Here is a 16,940-nt window from a genome sequence, read left to right as displayed (position 1 = left end):
CTCGGGTCGACCGCACAAGGCATGGGACCCGAGTAGGCGCTGAAGCGCCAACTCGGGTCGACATCTGGAGACACGATGAACCCCACCGACGCCCTCCCGCCCGGCATCGTCTTCGTACAACCGTTGACGCCCGTCGCGCACTCGCTGCTCCTGTCGTTCCTCGTCGCCGCGATCCCGATCGCGGTCGCGCTGGTCGCGCTCGGCGTGCTGCGCCGCCCCGCGTGGCAGGCGTCGCTCGCCGGGCTCGTCGCGGGCCTCGCGGTCGCGATCGGCGGGTGGGGGATGCCGGCCGGGCTCGCGTTCAACGCGGTCGGCGCCGGCATGGCGCTCGCGGTCGTGCCGGTGATGTGGATCGTCTTCAACGCGCTGCTGCTGTACAACATCGCGGTGAAGTCGGGCCGCTTCGACCAGTTCCGGCAGTGGATGCTCGACAACCTGCCCGACGACCGCCGCCTCGTGCTGCTCGTCGTCGCGTTCTCGTTCGGCTGTCTGCTCGAAGGGATCTCCGGATTCGGCACGCCCGTCGCGATCACGAGCGCGCTGCTGATCGCGCTCGGCTTCCCCGCGCTCGAAGCGCTCACCTATACGCTGCTGTTCAACACGGCGCCGGTCGCGTTCGGCGCGCTCGGCGTGCCGATCACCGTGCTCGGCGCGGTCACGTCGCTGCCGCCCGCGACGCTCGCGCAGATGGTCGGCCGCCAGTTGCCGTTCTTCGCGCTGCTGCTGCCGTTCTACGTGGTCGGCGCGTATGGCGGACTGCGCTCGATCGCGAAGCTGTGGCCGGCGCTGCTCGTGTCCGGCGGCAGCTTCGCGATCGCGCAGTTCGTCACGTCGAACTTCCTCGGCTACCAGCTCACCGACGTGCTGTCGTCGCTCTCGTCGCTGATCGTGACGATCGGCTTCCTGCAGGTGTGGAAGCCGCAGCCCGATCCGCAATACGCGCTCGCGCGCAGCGTGCCGGCCGCGGCCGGCGCCGCGCGCGCGGGCTTCGGAGGCTGGCTGCCGTGGCTCGTCGTGTCGGTGGTCGTGATCGTGTGGGTGCACGCGAACATCGCGGCGATCGGCGACTTGAAGATCAAGTGGCCGGGCCTGCACAATGCCGTGTACGTGTCGCTGTACCACAAGCCGTATGCGGCGATCTGGGATTTCCAGCCGCTCGGCACGGGCACCGCGATCCTGCTGTCGGCGATCATCACGGCCGCGCTGACGCGCACCGGGCCCGGCGCGTTTGTCGAATGCGTGGTGAAGACGTGGCGGCAGACGTGGATCGCGATCGTCACCGTGATGATGATCGTCGGCCTCGCGTACCTGCTGAACTACTCGGGCATCAGCTACACGCTCGGCACCGGCGTCGCGTCGACGGGCGCGCTGTTCCCGCTGGTGTCCGCGTCGCTCGGCTGGATCGCCGTGTTCCTGTCGGGCAGCGACACGTCGGGCAACGCGCTGTTCGGCAACCTGCAGGTCGTCGCCGCGCGGCAGCTCGGCCTCGATCCGGTGCTGATGGCCGCGACGAACTCGTCGGGCGGCGTGATGGGCAAGATGATCTCGCCGCAGAACATCGCGACGGGCGTGTCGACGACGGACCTGAAAGGGCAGGAAGGCGTCGTGTTCGCACGCACCTTCTGGCACAGCGTGATCCTCACGCTGCTGCTCGGCGTGCTGGTGTTCCTGCAGCAGCACGTGCTGACCTGGATGATTCCGGCGCTGCCGAAGTGACGCACGGCGCCACGACAGAAGGAAGGCACGAGGAAAACGACGGAAGGCGCGGGAAAAGCGCCAGTCAAGTGCGGAACCGGCGAACGTGCGGCAGTCAGCGTGCGTTCACGCGTCGCGCCGGTTGTCCTTGATCCGCCACGTCGGCCGCTTCGCCCCTGCCCGGCAGGATGCACGCGAGGAACGCGTCGATCGCAGGGCTTTGGCGGCGCGCTTTCAGGTAGTACACGTATTCGTCGATCGTCGTGTCGACGCCGCGCAGCGCGATCACGCGCAAGTCCGGATGGCGTTCGGCCTCGCCGAGCGGAAAGAGGCTCCCGCCCACCCCGTGCAGGATCGCCTCGCGAATCGCTTCGCGGCTGCCGATCTCCGCGACCGACGCGGCCGCGACGCCGGCCGCTGCGAGGATCGTCTCCGTGCAGCGGCGCGTGACCGACCCTGCCTCGCGAATCAGAAGCCGCACGTCGGCGAGCCGCGCCGCGTCGATCGAATCGAACCGCGCGAGCGGATGATGGCGGTGCACGACGAGCACGAGCGGATCGGTCGAGATCACCTTGCGTTCGAGGCCGTCGGCATCGTTGCGCTGCGACGAGACCGCGAGATCGATGCGGAAATCCTGCAGCGCCTGCAGGATTTCGTCGGAGTTGCCGATCCGGCACGTGAGCGCGATCGACGGGTGCGCGCTCGAGAAGCGGCCGACCGCGTCCATGATGTAGTACGGGCCCGTCGCGCCGATCCGCAGATGGCCTTCGAACAGGCCGCCGACGTTGCGCAGCATGATGTCGGCCTGCGCCTCGAGCGCGATCATCTTCTCGACGAGCGGCAGCAGCTCGATACCCGTCTGCGTCACTTCGAGCTTGCGGCCGCTGCGGTAGAACAGCTCGACGCCGTACACCTGCTCGACCTGCCGGATCTGCGCGGCGATCGTCGGCTGGCTCACGCCCAGGTGGCGCGCGGCGCGCGTGATGCTGCCCTGCCGGACGGTCGCGTGGAACGCCTTCAGCTGATCGAACACGACTCGGCTTCTCTCCCCTCTTCATCGCGCGTCAGCGTAGCGCGGGCGTGTGTCGGCCGGATGAAAGGCGCGTCGGGGGCGACTTCGAAAAAAAGCTGGGGGTGACCGCAAGAAACCTGCGGGAACCGGTCACGGCAGGGACATGCCGGTGCGGGGTAATAACGGCGACGCCAGATCGCCGGCCCGCTCGCCCGGCGCCCCCACTCCCACCGACCACAGGGTGCTCTTCATGTCCTCGAACAATCGACGCGATTTCCTGCGCCTCGCCGCGCAGTCGGCCGGCGCGATGGCCGCCTACGCGGGCTTCCCGCCCGCGATCCGCAATGCGCTGGCGATGCCGGCCGCCTATCGCACCGGCACGATCCGCGACGTCGAGCACGTCGTGATCTTCATGCAGGAAAACCGTTCGTTCGACCATTACTTCGGCGGGCTGCGCGGCGTGCGCGGCTTCGACGACCCGCGCCCGCACCTGCTGCCGAACGGCGCGCCGGTGTGGCAGCAGCCGCCGGCGTCGGTGTTCACGAAGAACTACCATTCGCGCGGGCTCGATCCATCGGCGCCATACGTGCTGCCGTTCTATCTCGATCCGAAGCAGACGACCGAATTCCAGCCGGGCACCAACCACGGCTGGAGCAGCGGCCACCTGTCCTGGAACAACGGCCAGTGGGACCAGTGGGTGAACCAGAAGCAGGACGTGCTGACGATGGGCTACCTGAAGCGCCAGGATCTCACGTACCACTACGCGCTTGCCGACGCATTCACGATCTGCGATTCGTACTTCTGCTCCGCGCACGCCGACACGGCGCCGAACCGCATCTACCTGTGGACCGGCACGGTCGACTCGCGCAACGTCTACGGCAGCGCGCCGAACGGCCCGGGCATCGGCGAGCGCAACGACGTGAACGGCTACACGTGGACGACCTACGCGGAACGCCTCGAGAACGCGAGGATCAGCTGGAAGGTGTATCAGGGCGGCACCGGCATCCCGGGCGACCCGACCGACAACTACACCGACAACTCGCTGATGTTCTTCAAGCGCTTCCAGGTGAAGGAAGGCGCGAGCGGCCCGCTGGTCGACAAGGGCGCGTCGGACCACACGCTCGCCGAGCTGAAGGCCGACGTGCAGGCCAACCGGCTGCCGCAGGTGTCGTGGATCGTGTCGCCGTACAAGTACAGCGAGCACCCGCAGGCGTCGCCGACCGACGGCGCGTTCTACATCAACATGGTGCTCGAGGCGCTGACGTCGAACCCCGAAGTGTGGGCGAAGACCGTGTTCATCCTGAACTACGACGAGAACGACGGGCTGTTCGACCACGTCGTGCCGCCGGTGCCGCCGGTCACGAGCGGCGTGGGCGGGCAGGGCATCGTGTCGTCGAACCTGCTGTCGAATCTCGGCGACGAGCTGCTCGACCTGAACAAGTACCCGGGCGAGATGAGCCCGCTCGTGCCGGGCGCCGACCCGGGCGGCATCCAGCCGATCGGCCTCGGGCCGCGCGTGCCGCTGATCATCATTTCCCCGTGGACGAAGGGCGGCTGGGTCTGCTCGGAGACGTTCGACCATACGTCGGTGCTGCGTTTCCTCGAAGCGCGGTTCGGCGTGAAGGAGCCGAACATCAGCGCGTGGCGCCGGTCGATCTGCGGCGACCTCACGTCGGCGTTCGACTTCTCCGCGCGGCCGGATACGCGCCCGGTGAGCTTCACGGTGCCGCAACACATCGCCACCGCCGGTCAGGCGTACCAGGTGCCCGCGCAGCAGTCGATGCCGACGCAGGAGCCCGGCACGCGCCCGGCGCGCGCGCTGCCGTACGAGCTGTTCGTGCACAGCCGCGTGGGCGCGCATGACGACACCGTGTCGCTCGACTTCGCGAACACCGGCGACGCCGGCGCCGCGTTCTACGTGTACGACCGCCGCAACCCGGCGACGCCGCCGCGCCGCTACGCGGTGTCCGCGCGCGACCGTTTCGTCGATACATGGAGCACGTCGGCCGCGCGCGGCGACTACCATCTGGCCGCCTACGGCCCGAACGGCTATCTGTGCGAATTCCAGGGCAACACGCGGCTCGCCGCGGATGGCCGCCACGCGAACCCCGAAGCGAAGATCGGCTACGACGTGCGCAATCGCCACGTGTATCTGCAACTGCGCAACAGCGGGCGCGCGACGTGCCGCGTGACGGTCGACAACGCGTACAGCCATGCGCATGCGCGCACCTACACGCTGGAGCCGGGCGAGCGCGTCGAGGCGCACTTCGAGCTGTCGTCGAGCCACGGCTGGTACGACCTGACGATCACCGCGACGACGCTGCGCGGCGGCGGCGACAAGGTCGTGCGCCGCTTCGCGGGCCACGTCGAGACGGGCCGGCCGAGTCACAGCGATCCGGGGCCGGTGAAGCACACGGCCTGACGGCGGTGCAGGCGGCGCGCGATATGGGAGGCTTCGCCCGCACCGCGCGACCGCCGCGTGCCCGTGGTGCTGCGATTGCGGAGCGGTACGCCGGATTGGCTTTTGGAAACTGAAAACTGTTGACGATTTGGCGGGGCGAGGGGTATACAACGATCATTCGCCGATATGGCGCCCGCGTTTTGACCTCTACCCCGCTGCCAGCCCGCCCATGACTGCCCCGAACGCCCTCAGCGCCATCGAACTCCTGCAAAGTCAGTCGCTCGCGATGATCGTCCAGGACATGCTCGAGCGCGCAATCGTGTCCGGCGAATACGCACCGGGCGAAAAGCTCAACGAAGTCGATATCGCGACCAAGCTGAACGTGTCGCGCGGCCCGGTGCGCGAGGCGTTTCGCGCGCTCGAACAGGCCGGCCTGCTGCGCAACGAGAAGAACCGTGGCGTGACCGTGCGCATCGTGCCGCTACGCGAGGCCGAGGAGATCTACGAAGTGCGCGCGATGCTCGACGAGTCGGTCGCGCGCGCGCTCGCGAAGCGCATCTCGCCCGATACGCTGAAAGTGCTGAAGGGCATCATCCAGTCGATGAAGGATGCGGCGAAGACGCACGACGTCACGCGCTATACCGAGCTGAATGTGCAGTTCCACGACGCGATGGTGGTCGGTGTCGGCAATACGCATCTCACCGATACCTACCGGCGGCTCGTGCGCCAGCTCGGCTTGCTGCGCCAGGCGGCGATCGAGGCCGAGGAGGATGCGATCGCGGTGTCGGCGGCCGAGCACGACAAGATCGTGCAGGCGCTCGCGGCCGGCGACGAGGACAAGGCTGTCGCGCTCGTGCGCGAGCACGTCGCGCATGGTCTCGCGCGGATGCGCCGCATGCATGAGCAGGGGCTGCCGGTGACGAGCAAGGCGGCGCGGGAGAAGGCGGGGGCGTGAACAACGGGCGCGGGACGTGTGGCCGGTAGATCGATGACGAAAGGGCGCCGATATGATTGATCGGCGCTCTTTCCTGTTTAAGCGAGGTTCACTTTCTTCGCCGTGCCGGACGGGTTCAGACTCGGTCAAAATTGACGACGTCGGAGCCGAATACCGCGATCGCCTTTGGGGTGATTTCGTCTCTGACGATTCGCAGCAGGACGAGGTCGTTGCTGTAATCGGCCGCGACGTCCTCGTCGTCGGATGTGTTGCAGATCTCGGTCCAGTGCTTGTCTGTTTCGGCAAGCGCCTCGAGGACGATTTTGACCTGGCTGGCTGTCAGTTCGAGTTTCATGGTTTCCATATGAACTCCTATTTTTTGTTGAATTCCCGCGTGGCGAACATAGCCATTTCTTCAAGAAGTCCCTTGTATTTGTCAAGGGGCATGCTCCTCGACGGAGCAATCACATAGTGATCTTTGCCGTCCGGAACGATCTGCAAATCGCCAGGAACATAAGCCCCTTTTTTGAATCGCCACACCCATCCGCCGACAGGGCGATGCTTGATGCCGTCAGCGGTGAAGAGACTGATCCCCTTGCCGTTCGACTGCACGACGTCGATGCCGTTGATCTGAACGATAGTTATATCTCTGGGCCGGATATGAGTCAATCTGGGGCTCGTTGAATTGCCGAGGCGGTAAAGATCCTCGCTTAATAGAAAACAATCTGAAGGAAGCATGCTGGCCCCTTATTTAATATGTATGGGCTGAATGCTAGCAAATAATTTTTTTGAGAAACTTAATCTCGTTATTTAAATAGAATTTAATTGCGATGCTGGTTCAGATTCCAGTAATGGTACTTGTCCGGTGGCGTTTCGAATCCGCGTCTGAAGCCGAGAAGTGCTTTCCGAAGCATGCCGGCCGTCAAGACATCTCGTGTAAACAACGATGGACTTCTTGAAATGTGTTTTTCGGGAAAACGAGATAAATTCCACTCCCTTCACGAAGAAGGGGGGCGAAAATCGTGATTGCCGGTTCTCTTGCATCGCGATAAATATCGCGGCATTCTATGCTGCTGGGGTTGTCGGGCGGATCGCTGGCCCGGGGCGAGTGTCACGGCAGCCGCCTCCACAACATCAAGCACGCCTTATCACATTTCAAGCCTTATCCGCCTTCCCCGCCGCGCTCGCAAACTTCGCGAGCCACGTATCGATAGCCGACGGCTGCCGGCTCTCGTCCTCCGCGCGCTCCTTGCGACGAATCGCGTTGCGCACGACGTGCGCGCCGACATAACGGATCGGCTCCGGCGGGAAATGGCCGAGCGGGCCGCGCACGATCGGGCTGCGCGTCCACGCGTTGTCGAGGCCCAGCACCAGCGACGACAGGATCTGCCCGCCCATGTAGGTCGGCCCGACGCCGTTGCCCGAATAGCCGAAGCCGTAGAACACGTTCGGCGCGCCATCGAGGCGGCCGAAGAACGGGAAACCCGTCACCGAGCGATCCGACGGCCCGTTCCAGCTCGCGGTGATCGGCACGTCCGCCAGCGACGGGAAGAATTCGCGCAGGCTGCGCGTGAGCTGCGCCTCGTACGGCGAGCGGCGGTCGAACACGGGCGCGATGCGGCTGCGCCACGAGAACGTGTTGCCGCCTTTGCCGAGCATCAGCCGGCCGTCGACGGTCGTGCGGTAGTAGTGCACGAAGATCCGCGAATCGAGCACCGACACGCCGTCCATCAGCCCGGTCTTTTCCAGTAGATCCGGACATTTCTCGGTGATGACCATATCGCTCGACACGACCGCGATCGTCCGTTCGAACTGCGGGAAGCGGCTCGCCATCCATGCGTTGATCGCGAACACGAGCCTGCCCGCGCTCACGCTGCCGGCCGGCGTGCGCACGACGGCCGGGTGGCCGGGCGTGAAGTCGAGCATCGGCGTGCGCTCGTAGATCCGGATCCCCATCGCAAGCGCGACGCGGCGCAGCCCGCGCACGAGCTTGCCGGGATGCACGGTCGCGGCGATTGGCGAATAGACGCCGTCGAGATTGCGCACGGAGCCCGAACGGCGCGCGACTTCGGCGGGCGGCAACGGTTCGTAGCTGTGGACGCCGCACGCGGCGAGCGCGTCGAGCACCGGTGCGAGCGTGCCGACCTGCGCGCGCGATGTCGCGGTGTACAGCGTGCCGTCGAGCCGCAGCTCCGCATCGATGCCTTGCGCGCGGCAGAAATCGGCGATGTGCTGCACGGCCGCTTCCGACGCCTTCACGAGCCGGATCGCCTCGGCTTCGCCGAACAGGCGCCGCAGCGTCAGGAATTTCGCGGACCACGTGAGCAGGCAGCCGCCGTTGCGTCCGCTCGCGCCGGCGCCGCACAGGTCGGCCTCGAGGATCGCGATGCCGAGCGCCGGGTGCTGCTGCTTTGCCTGGATCGCGGTCCAGAGGCCCGTGAAGCCGCCGCCGACGATACACACGTCGGCCTGCGTCGCACCTTGCAGCGCGGGGGCGAGGTCGCCGTCGTTGAACAGCGCTTGTTCGATCCAGAAGGGTCGCATCGGATGTCGTACCAGTGAGGGTGAGGTTGCCGTGCCGCACACGGCGCGAAAAAGAAAACCAGTGCGAACGCGAAATCGGCACCGCCGCACCGCGATGCACGGCAGCGTCGCAGCGCGGCCCGATTCGTCGAGCCGGGCCCTCGCTTCCGCGGACATGCGGCGCACGCCCATCGCCTTCAGCGTATCGGCGATCGCTCCCGGAATACCGGCTTCGTCGAAGTGGCCGATGCAGCGGACGCGGAACGCGTCGACCTCGGCGAGCTTGCCCGATACCCAATGTAGCCGCGCTTTTTGACCGCCTGATAAAAACCGCGCCGCGACACGAGGCCGCTGGGTGGTCCTCCCTTCGTGGACGTTAGCCGTCAGTCTTTGCTTTCTGTTCTCTGCATGTTGTTGACAATCTACAAATCATCACTTTTAATGTCAAGCCTGGAAATACTTCCCATCGGCGCGGCGCGGGCGCCGACGGCTCACCCCTTCGATCGGAAAGGACTGAACGTCATGACTGAAATGCCTGTATCCGTGGAAGTGAACGGCCGCCGCTACAACTGGATGCGCCAGCCCGTGGTGGTCGTCTGCGTCGATGGCTGCGCATACGAATATCTGGAGGAAGCCGCCGCGGCCGGCGTCGCGCCGTTCCTGCGCACGCTGCTGAAGCCGGGCACGGCGCTCAAGGGCGAGTGCGTGGTGCCGAGCTTCACGAACCCGAACAACCTGTCGATCGTCACCGGCGTGCCGCCGGCGATCCACGGGATCAGCGGCAACTACTTCTACGATCGCGACACCGGCGCCGAGGTGCTGATGAACGATCCGAAGTACCTCGTCGCGCCCACCGTGCTCGCGACTTTCGCGGAACAGGGGGCGCGCGTCGCGGTCATCACCGCGAAGGACAAGCTGCGCCGCCTGCTCGGCAAGGGGCTGAAGGGCATCTGCTTCTCGTCGGAAAAGGCCGACGAGGCGAACATCGCCGAAAACGGCATCGACCACGTGCTCGAGCTGGTCGGCAAGCCGGTGCCGAGCGTGTACAGCGCGGATCTGTCCGAATTCGTGTTCGCGGCCGGCGTGCGCCTGCTCGAGACGCGCCCGATCGACCTGATGTACCTGTCGACCACCGACTACGTGCAGCACAAGTGCGCCCCCGGCACGCCCGGCGCGAACGCGTTCTACGCGATGATGGACATCTACCTGCAGCGACTCGACGAACTCGGCGCGATCGTCGCGATCACCGCGGATCACGGGATGAACGCGAAGCACGACGGCGCGACCGGCGAGCCGAACGTGATCTACCTGCAGGAGCTGTTCGACGAATGGCTCGGCCACGATGCGGCGCGCGTGATCCTGCCGATCACCGATCCGTACGTCGTGCACCACGGCGCGCTCGGTTCGTTCGCGACCGTCTACGTGCCGGCGACGGCCGATGCCGAGGCGCTGCGCGCGCGGCTCGCCGCGGTCGACGGCATCGAGGTCGTGCTGACGGGCGCCGAAGGCTGCGCGCGCTTCGAATTGCCGCCCGCGCGGATGGGCGACCTGATCGTGATCTCGAAGCACGACGTCGTGCTCGGCACGCGCCGCATCAAGCACGACCTGTCGGGCCTCGACGTGCCGTTGCGCTCGCACGGCGGGATCGCCGAGCAGATCGTGCCGCTGATCTTCAGCAAGCCGGTTGCGCCAGACGTCGCCGGCCGCGCGCGGCTGCGCAACTTCGACATCGTCGACATCGCGCTCAACCATCTGCAGTGACGCGGACGCATCCGCCAGGAGACAGTCATGAACGCCACTGCAGTATCGACGGATGTCCACGAGCTTCGTCGCGAAGCACTGCGAATCGATGGTGAAAAGATCTACCGCGATGCGGTGATCGACGTGCGCAACCCGTACGACGGCGCGCGGGTGGGCACCGTGCCGAAGGCGACGCTCGACGACGTGCGCCGCGCATTCGCGGTCGCGCGCGCGTACCGGCCGGCGCTCACGCGTCATGAGCGCGCGGCGATCCTGCGCCGCGCGGCCGACATCGTGCGTGCGCGCACCGCGGCGATCGCGGCGTTGATCACGGCCGAGGCCGGGTTGTGCATCAAGGATTCGACGTACGAGGCCGGCCGCGTGGCCGACGTGCTGACCTTCGGCGCCGGCGAAGTGCTGAAGGACGACGGGCAGATCTTCTCGTGCGATCTGACGCCGCACGGCAAGAAGCGCCGCGTGTATACGCAGCGCGACCCGCTGCTCGGCGTGATTTCGGCGATCACGCCGTTCAATCACCCGATGAACCAGGTCGCGCACAAGATCGTGCCGTCGGTCGCGACCAACAACCGGATCGTCGTGAAGCCGTCGGAGAAGGTGCCGCTGTCGTGCTACCTGTTCGCGGACATCCTGTACGAAGCCGGCCTGCCGCCGCAGATGCTGCAGGTGATCACCGGCGACCCGAAGGAGATCGCCGACGAGCTGATCACGAACCCGGCGATCGACATGATCACGTTCACCGGCGGCGTGTCGATCGGCAAGTCGATCGCCGCGCGGATGGGCTACCGGCGCGCGGTGCTCGAACTCGGCGGCAACGATCCGATCATCGTGATGGAAGATGCCGATCTCGACGAAGCAAGCACGCTCGCGGTGTCGGGCTCGTACAGGAATTCGGGGCAGCGCTGCACGGCGATCAAACGGATGCTCGTGCATGAGGCGGTGGCCGATCGCTTCACGGAGCTGGTCGTCGAGAAGACGCGCGCGTGGTCGTACGGCAATCCGTCCGATCCGTCGGTCGACATGGGTACGGTGATCGACGAAGCGGCCGCGAAGTTCTGCGAGCAGCAGGTGAACGACGCGATCGCGCGCGGGGCGCGGCTGCTGGCCGGCAACGTGCGCGACGGCGCGCTGTATTCGCCGACCGTCGTCGATCGCGTGACGCCCGACATGCCGCTGGTCAAGCATGAAACCTTCGGCCCGGTGTCGCCGATCATGCGCTTTCGCGACATCGACGAAGCGATCCGGATGTCGAACAGCACCGACTACGCGCTGTCGTCGTCGGTCTGCACGAACCGCTTCGACCACATCACGCGCTTCATCACCGAGCTGGAAGTCGGCAGCGTGAACGTGCGCGAGGTGCCCGGCTATCGGCTCGAACTGACGCCGTTCGGCGGCGTGAAGGATTCGGGGCTCGGGTACAAGGAAGGCGTGCAGGAAGCAATGAAGAGCTTCACGAATACGAAGACGTATTCGCTGCCGTGGTAAGCGATGTGTAAGGCGCCCGCGCCGGCATCGCGGCCGGTGCGGGCGTTATTCGATCGGCTCATATCGTTAGCCGATTTGCGTTTTTGCCGGGCCTCGACGCATCGGTAGAATTCGCGGACCTCTCGCACGGCGCAGGCGCGCAGGCGGGACGATCCTCTCCAATCATTCGGGGTCCGCACCATGAAATTCCTCCGCTCCATCCTGGTCGTCGCGCTGCTGCAGGCCGTCGCGGCCACCAGTGCGCTGGCTGCCGACGACCTGTCGCAGATCAAGTCGTCCGGCGTGTTCCGCGTCGGCACCGAAGGCACCTACGCGCCGTTCACGTACCACGACGAGACCGGCAAGCTGACGGGTTTCGACGTCGATATCGCAACCGCGATCGCGCAGCGCCTCGGCGTGAAGCCGCAGTTCGTCGAAGGCAAATGGGACGGGCTGATCGCGGGCCTCGACGTGAACCGCTACGACGCGGTCGTCAACGAAGTGTCGATCACCGACGCGCGCAAGGCGAAATACGATTTCTCGACGCCGTACATCACGTCGCATGCGGTGCTGATCGTGCGCGCGGACAACACGACGATCCGCTCGTTCGACGACCTGAAGGGCAAGAAATCCGCGAACACGCTGACCAGCAATTTCGGCAAGCTCGCGGCCGCGCACGGCGCGGACGTGGTGCCCGTGCAGGGCTTCAACGAATCGATCGACCTGCTGACGTCCGGGCGCGTCGATGCGACGATCAACGATTCGCTGTCGTACCTCGATTTCCGCAAGCACAAGCCCGACGCGAAACTGAAGATCGCGGCGACCGACAAGACCGGCGCGGGCGATGCGTCCGGCGTGCTGCTGCGCAAGGGCAGCCCCGCGCTGGTGGCCGCGATCGACAAGGCGCTCGCCGACATCAAGGCGGACGGCACCTACGCGAAGATCTCGCAGAAGTACTTCGGCCGCGACGTGTCGCAGCCGTGACGCGAGACTGAACGATGCCGGCCTGGCTGCACCTGATGGTGGAATCGCTGCGTCCCCTGCTGGTCGCGGGGCTCGTGTTTACGGTTCCGCTCACGCTCGCGTCGTTCGCGATCGGCCTGTTGCTCGCGTTCGGCGCGGCGCTCGTGCGGCTGTTCGGGCCGCGCTGGGCGCAGGCCGTCGTGCGGTTCTATATCTGGCTGTTCCGCGGCTCGCCGCTGCTCGTACAGTTGTTCGTGATCTTCTACGGGTTGCCGAACGTCGGCATCGTGCTCGATCCGCTGACGGCCGCCGTGATCGGCTTCTCGCTGAACGTCGGCGCGTACAACGCCGAGGTGATCCGCGGCGTGATCGAGTCGATCCCGAAGGGGCAGTGGGAAGCCGCATACTCGATGGCGATGACGCGCGCGCAGGCGCTGCGCCGCGCGATCCTGCCGCAGGCCGCGCGCGTTGCGCTGCCCGCGCTGTCGAATTCATTCATTTCGCTCGTGAAGGACACGTCGCTCGCGGCCGTGCTGACCGTGCCCGAAATCTTCCAGGCCGCGCAACGCATCGCGGCCGTGACCTACGAGCCGCTGATCCTCTATACCGAAGCCGCGCTGATCTATCTGCTGTTCAGCTCGGCGCTGTCGTCGCTGCAACGCCGGCTGGAGCTTCGCTTCGGCCGCCACGCGCTGTTCCACGCGGAGCTGCGATGATCCGCCTCGAACGCATCGACAAGTCGTTCGGCGCGCATCGCGTGCTGAGCGGGATCGACCTCGCACTGCAGCCGGGGAGCGTGACGGCGCTGATCGGCCCATCCGGCAGCGGCAAGAGCACGCTGCTGCGCTGCGTGAACCTGCTCGAAGTGCCGGAGGCGGGTGCGCTCGTGGTCGGCGATGCGCGCATCGACTTCGTGCCGGCGCACCGGCCGTCGCGCGACGCGGTGTTCGCGGTGCGCAAGCAGACCGGCATGGTGTTCCAGAACTTCCAGTTGTTTCCGCACCTGAGCGTCGTGCAGAACGTGATGGAGGGGCTCGTGACCGTGCAGCGCTGGCCGCGCGAACAGGCGCGCCAACGGGCGCTCGCGCTGCTCGACAAGGTCGGCATCGCGGACAAGGCCGACGCATGGCCGGCCACGTTGTCGGGCGGACAGCAGCAGCGTGTCGCGATCGCGCGGGCGCTCGCGCCGTCGCCGCAGGTGCTGCTGTGCGACGAGCCGACGTCGGCGCTCGATCCGGAGCTGTCCGTCGAAGTGGTCGAGGTGCTGCGCCAGCTGGCACGCGAAGGCACGACGATGCTGATGGCCACGCACGACCTGCGTCTGGCCGCGTCGATCGCGCACGACGCGGTGTTCCTTGCCGATGGCCGCATCGTCGAGGCCGGCGCATCGCGCGACGTATTCGGCCGGCCGCGCGACCCGCGCACCGCGAAGTTCGTCGCGACGCTCGCGCAAGGCGTGCCGGTGTTCTGACGCGATACGCGATGCGGTGATGCTCAGCCCGGTGCGTCCCCATCGAGCACGGCGGCGACGATCGCTTCCGGCGCATCCTCCTGAACCAGATGACCCGCGTTGGGGACCCGGATCAGCGTGCCGTTCGCGATGCGATCGGCCAGCGCCTGTCCTTGCTCGAGCGGAATCCACACGTCGTCCTCGCCCCACACGATGCGCACCGGAAAGTCCGGCGGCGCGTAGCGGGCCTCCGCTTCCTCGATGTAGCGCTGGCGCATCTGCGCGATCTGGCGATAGAACGCGGCTTGCCCGGCCGGCGTGAGCCACGGCTCGCGGTAGATCGACAGCACGTCGTCGCTCAACGGCCGCGCGACCGCCTGGCTGATATAGGCCGACAGGAGCGCGTGATGCGCGTACGCGGGCAAGCCGGTGAACGCGGCTTCGTGCTGCGCGACGTGACGCACGAACGGCGACCCTTGCGGCGCGATCGCAACCGGGTTCACGAGCGTGAGATCCGCATACGCGATGCCGTCGAGAAAGTGCGCGCGAAGCACGGTAGCGCCGCCGTAGTCGTGCGCGAGCACGCGCGGCCGCGACAGTTTCCATTCATTCAGCAGCGCGCCGAACAGCGCGTTCTGGCGGCCCAGCGACACGTCCGCGTCCGGCATGTCGGACTGGCCGTAGCCGAGCAGGTCGTAGAAATACACGCGGTGGCGCCGCGCGAGCCACGGCGCGATCCGGCGCCATACCTGCGACGAAAACGGCGTGCCGTGCACAAGGACGAGTGGCGGGCCTTCGCCGAGCGTGCCCCATGCAATCCGGTGGCCTTCGAAATTGAAGCGGTTCGCGAGTTCGAGCATCGGCTTCTCCGTGATAACCTGTTTCGGTTGTTAACAGGTTACGCCGGATTGTCCGGATGTGAAACCGATAGGTGAAAATAAATGGTTACTCGATCCGACCCGGCTCGACATGAGCACGAATGGAGCGCGGCCGATTTCGTCGGCGGTCATCCGGCGCTCGACTTCCTCAACACGGTGGCCGACACGGGCAAGACACGCGACGAGGAGAAGCTTGTCGACTGGCCGGCCGTGCGCGCTTGGGCAGGGAAGGCGGGATTGCTGACGCCGGACGATCTGGCGCGGTTGCTGCGTCATCCTCGGCAGGACGGCCCCGGCGAGCTGGCGGCGCTGCACCGCTTTCGCGACGACGTGTACGCCGCGATCACGCACCTGACGACCGAAGGCGGCGGCAGCGCGGGCGCGCGTGCGGCGGACCGGCTCGCAGTGGCGATCCGCGAAGCGATCGGCCGCAGCGCGTTCGACGCGGTCGGCGGCCGCTTCGCGTGGCGGCCCGACGCGCGTGTCGCGTCGCGCTGGATCGACGCAGTCGCGCTCGGTTTCGAGCATCTGATGCGCAGCGACGATTTCGCGCGCGTGCGGCAGTGCGGCCGGTGTACGTGGTTCTTCGTCGACCGCGGCCGCGGCGTCGGGCGGCGCTGGTGCGACATGCGCACGTGCGGGAATCGCGCGAAGGTGGAGGCGTTCAGGGAGCGGTGACGCGCGCGTCGCGACGGTTGCCGCGCCGCGCGTGCGTCATTGAGCGGCTTCGTGCGGCCGCTGGTGGTCGGGCCATAACGTCGCGGCGATGAACAGCCCCGCTGCAAGGAACGGCGCACCGATCGCGAACAGGATGGCCGTGAGGCCCCAGCGATCCCAGAAGCGATCGACGAGCGCACGCTCGGGGGTGACGGGGTCGTACAGCACGTTGACTGCGTCGCCTTCGTGCAGGCCCGGGCGCGACGACGCCGAGCCTTGGGCGAACGTGATCAGCCGCCCGCTGTCGGTGGTGAACGCGACGACGGCCGAATACGGCGCCGTGCGCGACCGCGACGACCGCCCGTTTTTCGCGATCTCGACCACATGGCCGGTCGAACGCGCATAGTGGTGGACGATCTGCCACTGACGCAGGCCGGCCGCGCCGGCGCCGGCGAGAAAGCCCGTGCCGATCGCGATCGGAATCAGCACGATCGCCACATCCCAGCGGCGCCGAGTCGGCTTGCGTGCGGTGCGGGGCGGCGCCGGGTCCGATTGCCGGCGGCGACGCTCGCCGGCAATCAGCAGGCCGCCGATCGCGAACGCCGCGACGGCGAGCAGCGCGGGCACGGCCACCGGAAACCAGCGTTGCGTGAAATCGTCGATCAGCGCGGGGCGCTCGGGGTGGTCGGGGTCGAGCAGGACGTCGACGTTTTCGCCGATATCGTAGGCGGGGACTGGCGATGCGGTATTGCCGGCGACTTCGCGGCGCTGGCCGTCGTTCGCGAGGTACGCGACGATCGGCCGGTACGCGCGCATCGCATCGCTGTCCTGGACGATACGCACGACCGTGCCCGGCGCGCGGACCAGGTGGCCGGGTTCCTGGCTTGCGGTGATGGCCAGTACGCCGGCCAGCACGAACAGGACGATACCGATCATCAGCGCGACCCGCGCGCCCTTACCCGGCATGACGCGATCCGGTTCGTGCGTCGCGCGGATTCGGGTGTGCCCGGGTGAGCGGCCTATCGCGACGGACGGGCCGATATTGGCGCAACCGTGCCCTCTGAATGGTCGCGCGTCGTTCACATGCTTCCATGTCTGACGTCCCATGCTCTCTCAGTGCCGGCGGGCCAACGACGATGCTTGGCGCCGGTCGTGTGATATTTGTCGGACGATTCTAGCGGAAACGATGCGCGCCGGGCGCGCGG

At 66.8% G+C, this 16,940-nt stretch carries 15 protein-coding genes; 9 read left to right on the top strand and 6 right to left on the bottom strand.

Annotated features, from left to right (window positions below):
- The first annotated feature begins 75 nt into the window (after positions 1–75).
- Positions 76–1,716, top strand: coding sequence for an L-lactate permease (locus CFB81_RS16275; RefSeq protein WP_089435794.1), 1,641 nt, complete (start codon positions 76–78; stop codon positions 1,714–1,716).
- 94 nt (positions 1,717–1,810) lie between these two features.
- On the opposite strand, the gene CFB81_RS16270 is transcribed toward CFB81_RS16275, so the two are convergent.
- On the bottom strand, positions 1,811–2,728 hold the full coding sequence (locus CFB81_RS16270) for a LysR family transcriptional regulator (protein ID WP_089435793.1): 918 nt from the start codon (positions 2,726–2,728) through the stop codon (positions 1,811–1,813).
- Positions 2,729–2,957: 229 nt separating this feature from the next.
- Here CFB81_RS16270 and CFB81_RS16265 point away from each other — a divergent pair, with 229 nt between their 5' ends.
- Entirely contained in the window at positions 2,958–5,129 is a 2,172-nt protein-coding gene (locus CFB81_RS16265; RefSeq protein WP_089435792.1) for a phosphocholine-specific phospholipase C, read from the top strand.
- A gap of 208 nt (positions 5,130–5,337) precedes the next feature.
- On the top strand, positions 5,338–6,063 hold the full coding sequence (locus CFB81_RS16260) for a phosphonate utilization associated transcriptional regulator (RefSeq protein WP_069618251.1): 726 nt from the start codon (positions 5,338–5,340) through the stop codon (positions 6,061–6,063).
- A 115-nt stretch (positions 6,064–6,178) separates the two neighbouring features.
- Here CFB81_RS16260 and CFB81_RS16255 read toward each other — a convergent pair whose 3' ends face one another.
- The 3 genes from CFB81_RS16255 to CFB81_RS16245 form a co-directional block, all read right to left on the bottom strand.
- A complete protein-coding gene (locus CFB81_RS16255) occupies positions 6,179–6,406 on the bottom strand; it encodes a hypothetical protein (protein ID WP_089435791.1) in 228 nt (75 codons plus the stop codon).
- Between the two features lie 8 nt (positions 6,407–6,414).
- The gene (locus CFB81_RS16250; protein ID WP_089435790.1) at positions 6,415–6,780 is read right to left on the bottom strand and encodes a hypothetical protein; all 366 of its coding nucleotides are present in this window, start codon (positions 6,778–6,780) and stop codon (positions 6,415–6,417) included.
- Positions 6,781–7,197: 417 nt separating this feature from the next.
- On the bottom strand, positions 7,198–8,586 hold the full coding sequence (locus CFB81_RS16245; RefSeq protein ID WP_089435789.1) for an FAD-dependent oxidoreductase: 1,389 nt from the start codon (positions 8,584–8,586) through the stop codon (positions 7,198–7,200).
- Positions 8,587–9,087: 501 nt separating this feature from the next.
- Here CFB81_RS16245 and phnA point away from each other — a divergent pair.
- The 5 genes from phnA (at position 9,088) to CFB81_RS16220 (ending at position 14,221) form a co-directional block, all read left to right on the top strand.
- Positions 9,088–10,326, top strand: a complete 1,239-nt coding sequence (gene phnA / locus CFB81_RS16240; protein WP_089435788.1) for a phosphonoacetate hydrolase — start codon at positions 9,088–9,090, stop codon at positions 10,324–10,326.
- Positions 10,327–10,353: 27 nt separating this feature from the next.
- Positions 10,354–11,808, top strand: a complete 1,455-nt coding sequence (phnY, locus tag CFB81_RS16235; protein WP_089435787.1) for a phosphonoacetaldehyde dehydrogenase — start codon at positions 10,354–10,356, stop codon at positions 11,806–11,808.
- A gap of 180 nt (positions 11,809–11,988) precedes the next feature.
- The gene (locus CFB81_RS16230; RefSeq protein WP_069618247.1) at positions 11,989–12,771 is read left to right on the top strand and encodes an amino acid ABC transporter substrate-binding protein; all 783 of its coding nucleotides are present in this window, start codon (positions 11,989–11,991) and stop codon (positions 12,769–12,771) included.
- 14 nt (positions 12,772–12,785) lie between these two features.
- Positions 12,786–13,466, top strand: coding sequence for an amino acid ABC transporter permease (locus CFB81_RS16225; protein ID WP_089435786.1), 681 nt, complete (start codon positions 12,786–12,788; stop codon positions 13,464–13,466).
- On the top strand, positions 13,463–14,221 hold the full coding sequence (locus CFB81_RS16220) for an amino acid ABC transporter ATP-binding protein (protein ID WP_089435785.1): 759 nt from the start codon (positions 13,463–13,465) through the stop codon (positions 14,219–14,221). The genes CFB81_RS16225 and CFB81_RS16220 overlap by 4 nt, the downstream gene beginning before the upstream one ends.
- 23 nt (positions 14,222–14,244) lie before the next feature.
- On the opposite strand, the gene CFB81_RS16215 is transcribed toward CFB81_RS16220, so the two are convergent.
- Positions 14,245–15,060, bottom strand: a complete 816-nt coding sequence (locus CFB81_RS16215; RefSeq protein ID WP_089435784.1) for an alpha/beta fold hydrolase — start codon at positions 15,058–15,060, stop codon at positions 14,245–14,247.
- Between the two features lie 81 nt (positions 15,061–15,141).
- On the opposite strand from CFB81_RS16215, the gene CFB81_RS16210 reads away from it, so the two are divergent.
- Positions 15,142–15,756, top strand: a complete 615-nt coding sequence (locus CFB81_RS16210; protein WP_089435783.1) for a CGNR zinc finger domain-containing protein — start codon at positions 15,142–15,144, stop codon at positions 15,754–15,756.
- A 36-nt stretch (positions 15,757–15,792) separates the two neighbouring features.
- On the opposite strand, the gene CFB81_RS16205 is transcribed toward CFB81_RS16210, so the two are convergent.
- The gene (locus tag CFB81_RS16205; RefSeq protein ID WP_089435782.1) at positions 15,793–16,842 is read right to left on the bottom strand and encodes a DUF3592 domain-containing protein; all 1,050 of its coding nucleotides are present in this window, start codon (positions 16,840–16,842) and stop codon (positions 15,793–15,795) included.
- Positions 16,843–16,940: the final 98 nt, after the last annotated feature.

Source organism: Burkholderia sp. AU28863 (genome assembly GCF_002223195.1).
Taxonomy (GTDB): domain Bacteria; phylum Pseudomonadota; class Gammaproteobacteria; order Burkholderiales; family Burkholderiaceae; genus Burkholderia; species Burkholderia sola.
Note: the sequence above shows the minus strand (reverse complement) of the source record. Positions and strands in the feature narration are given on the sequence as shown.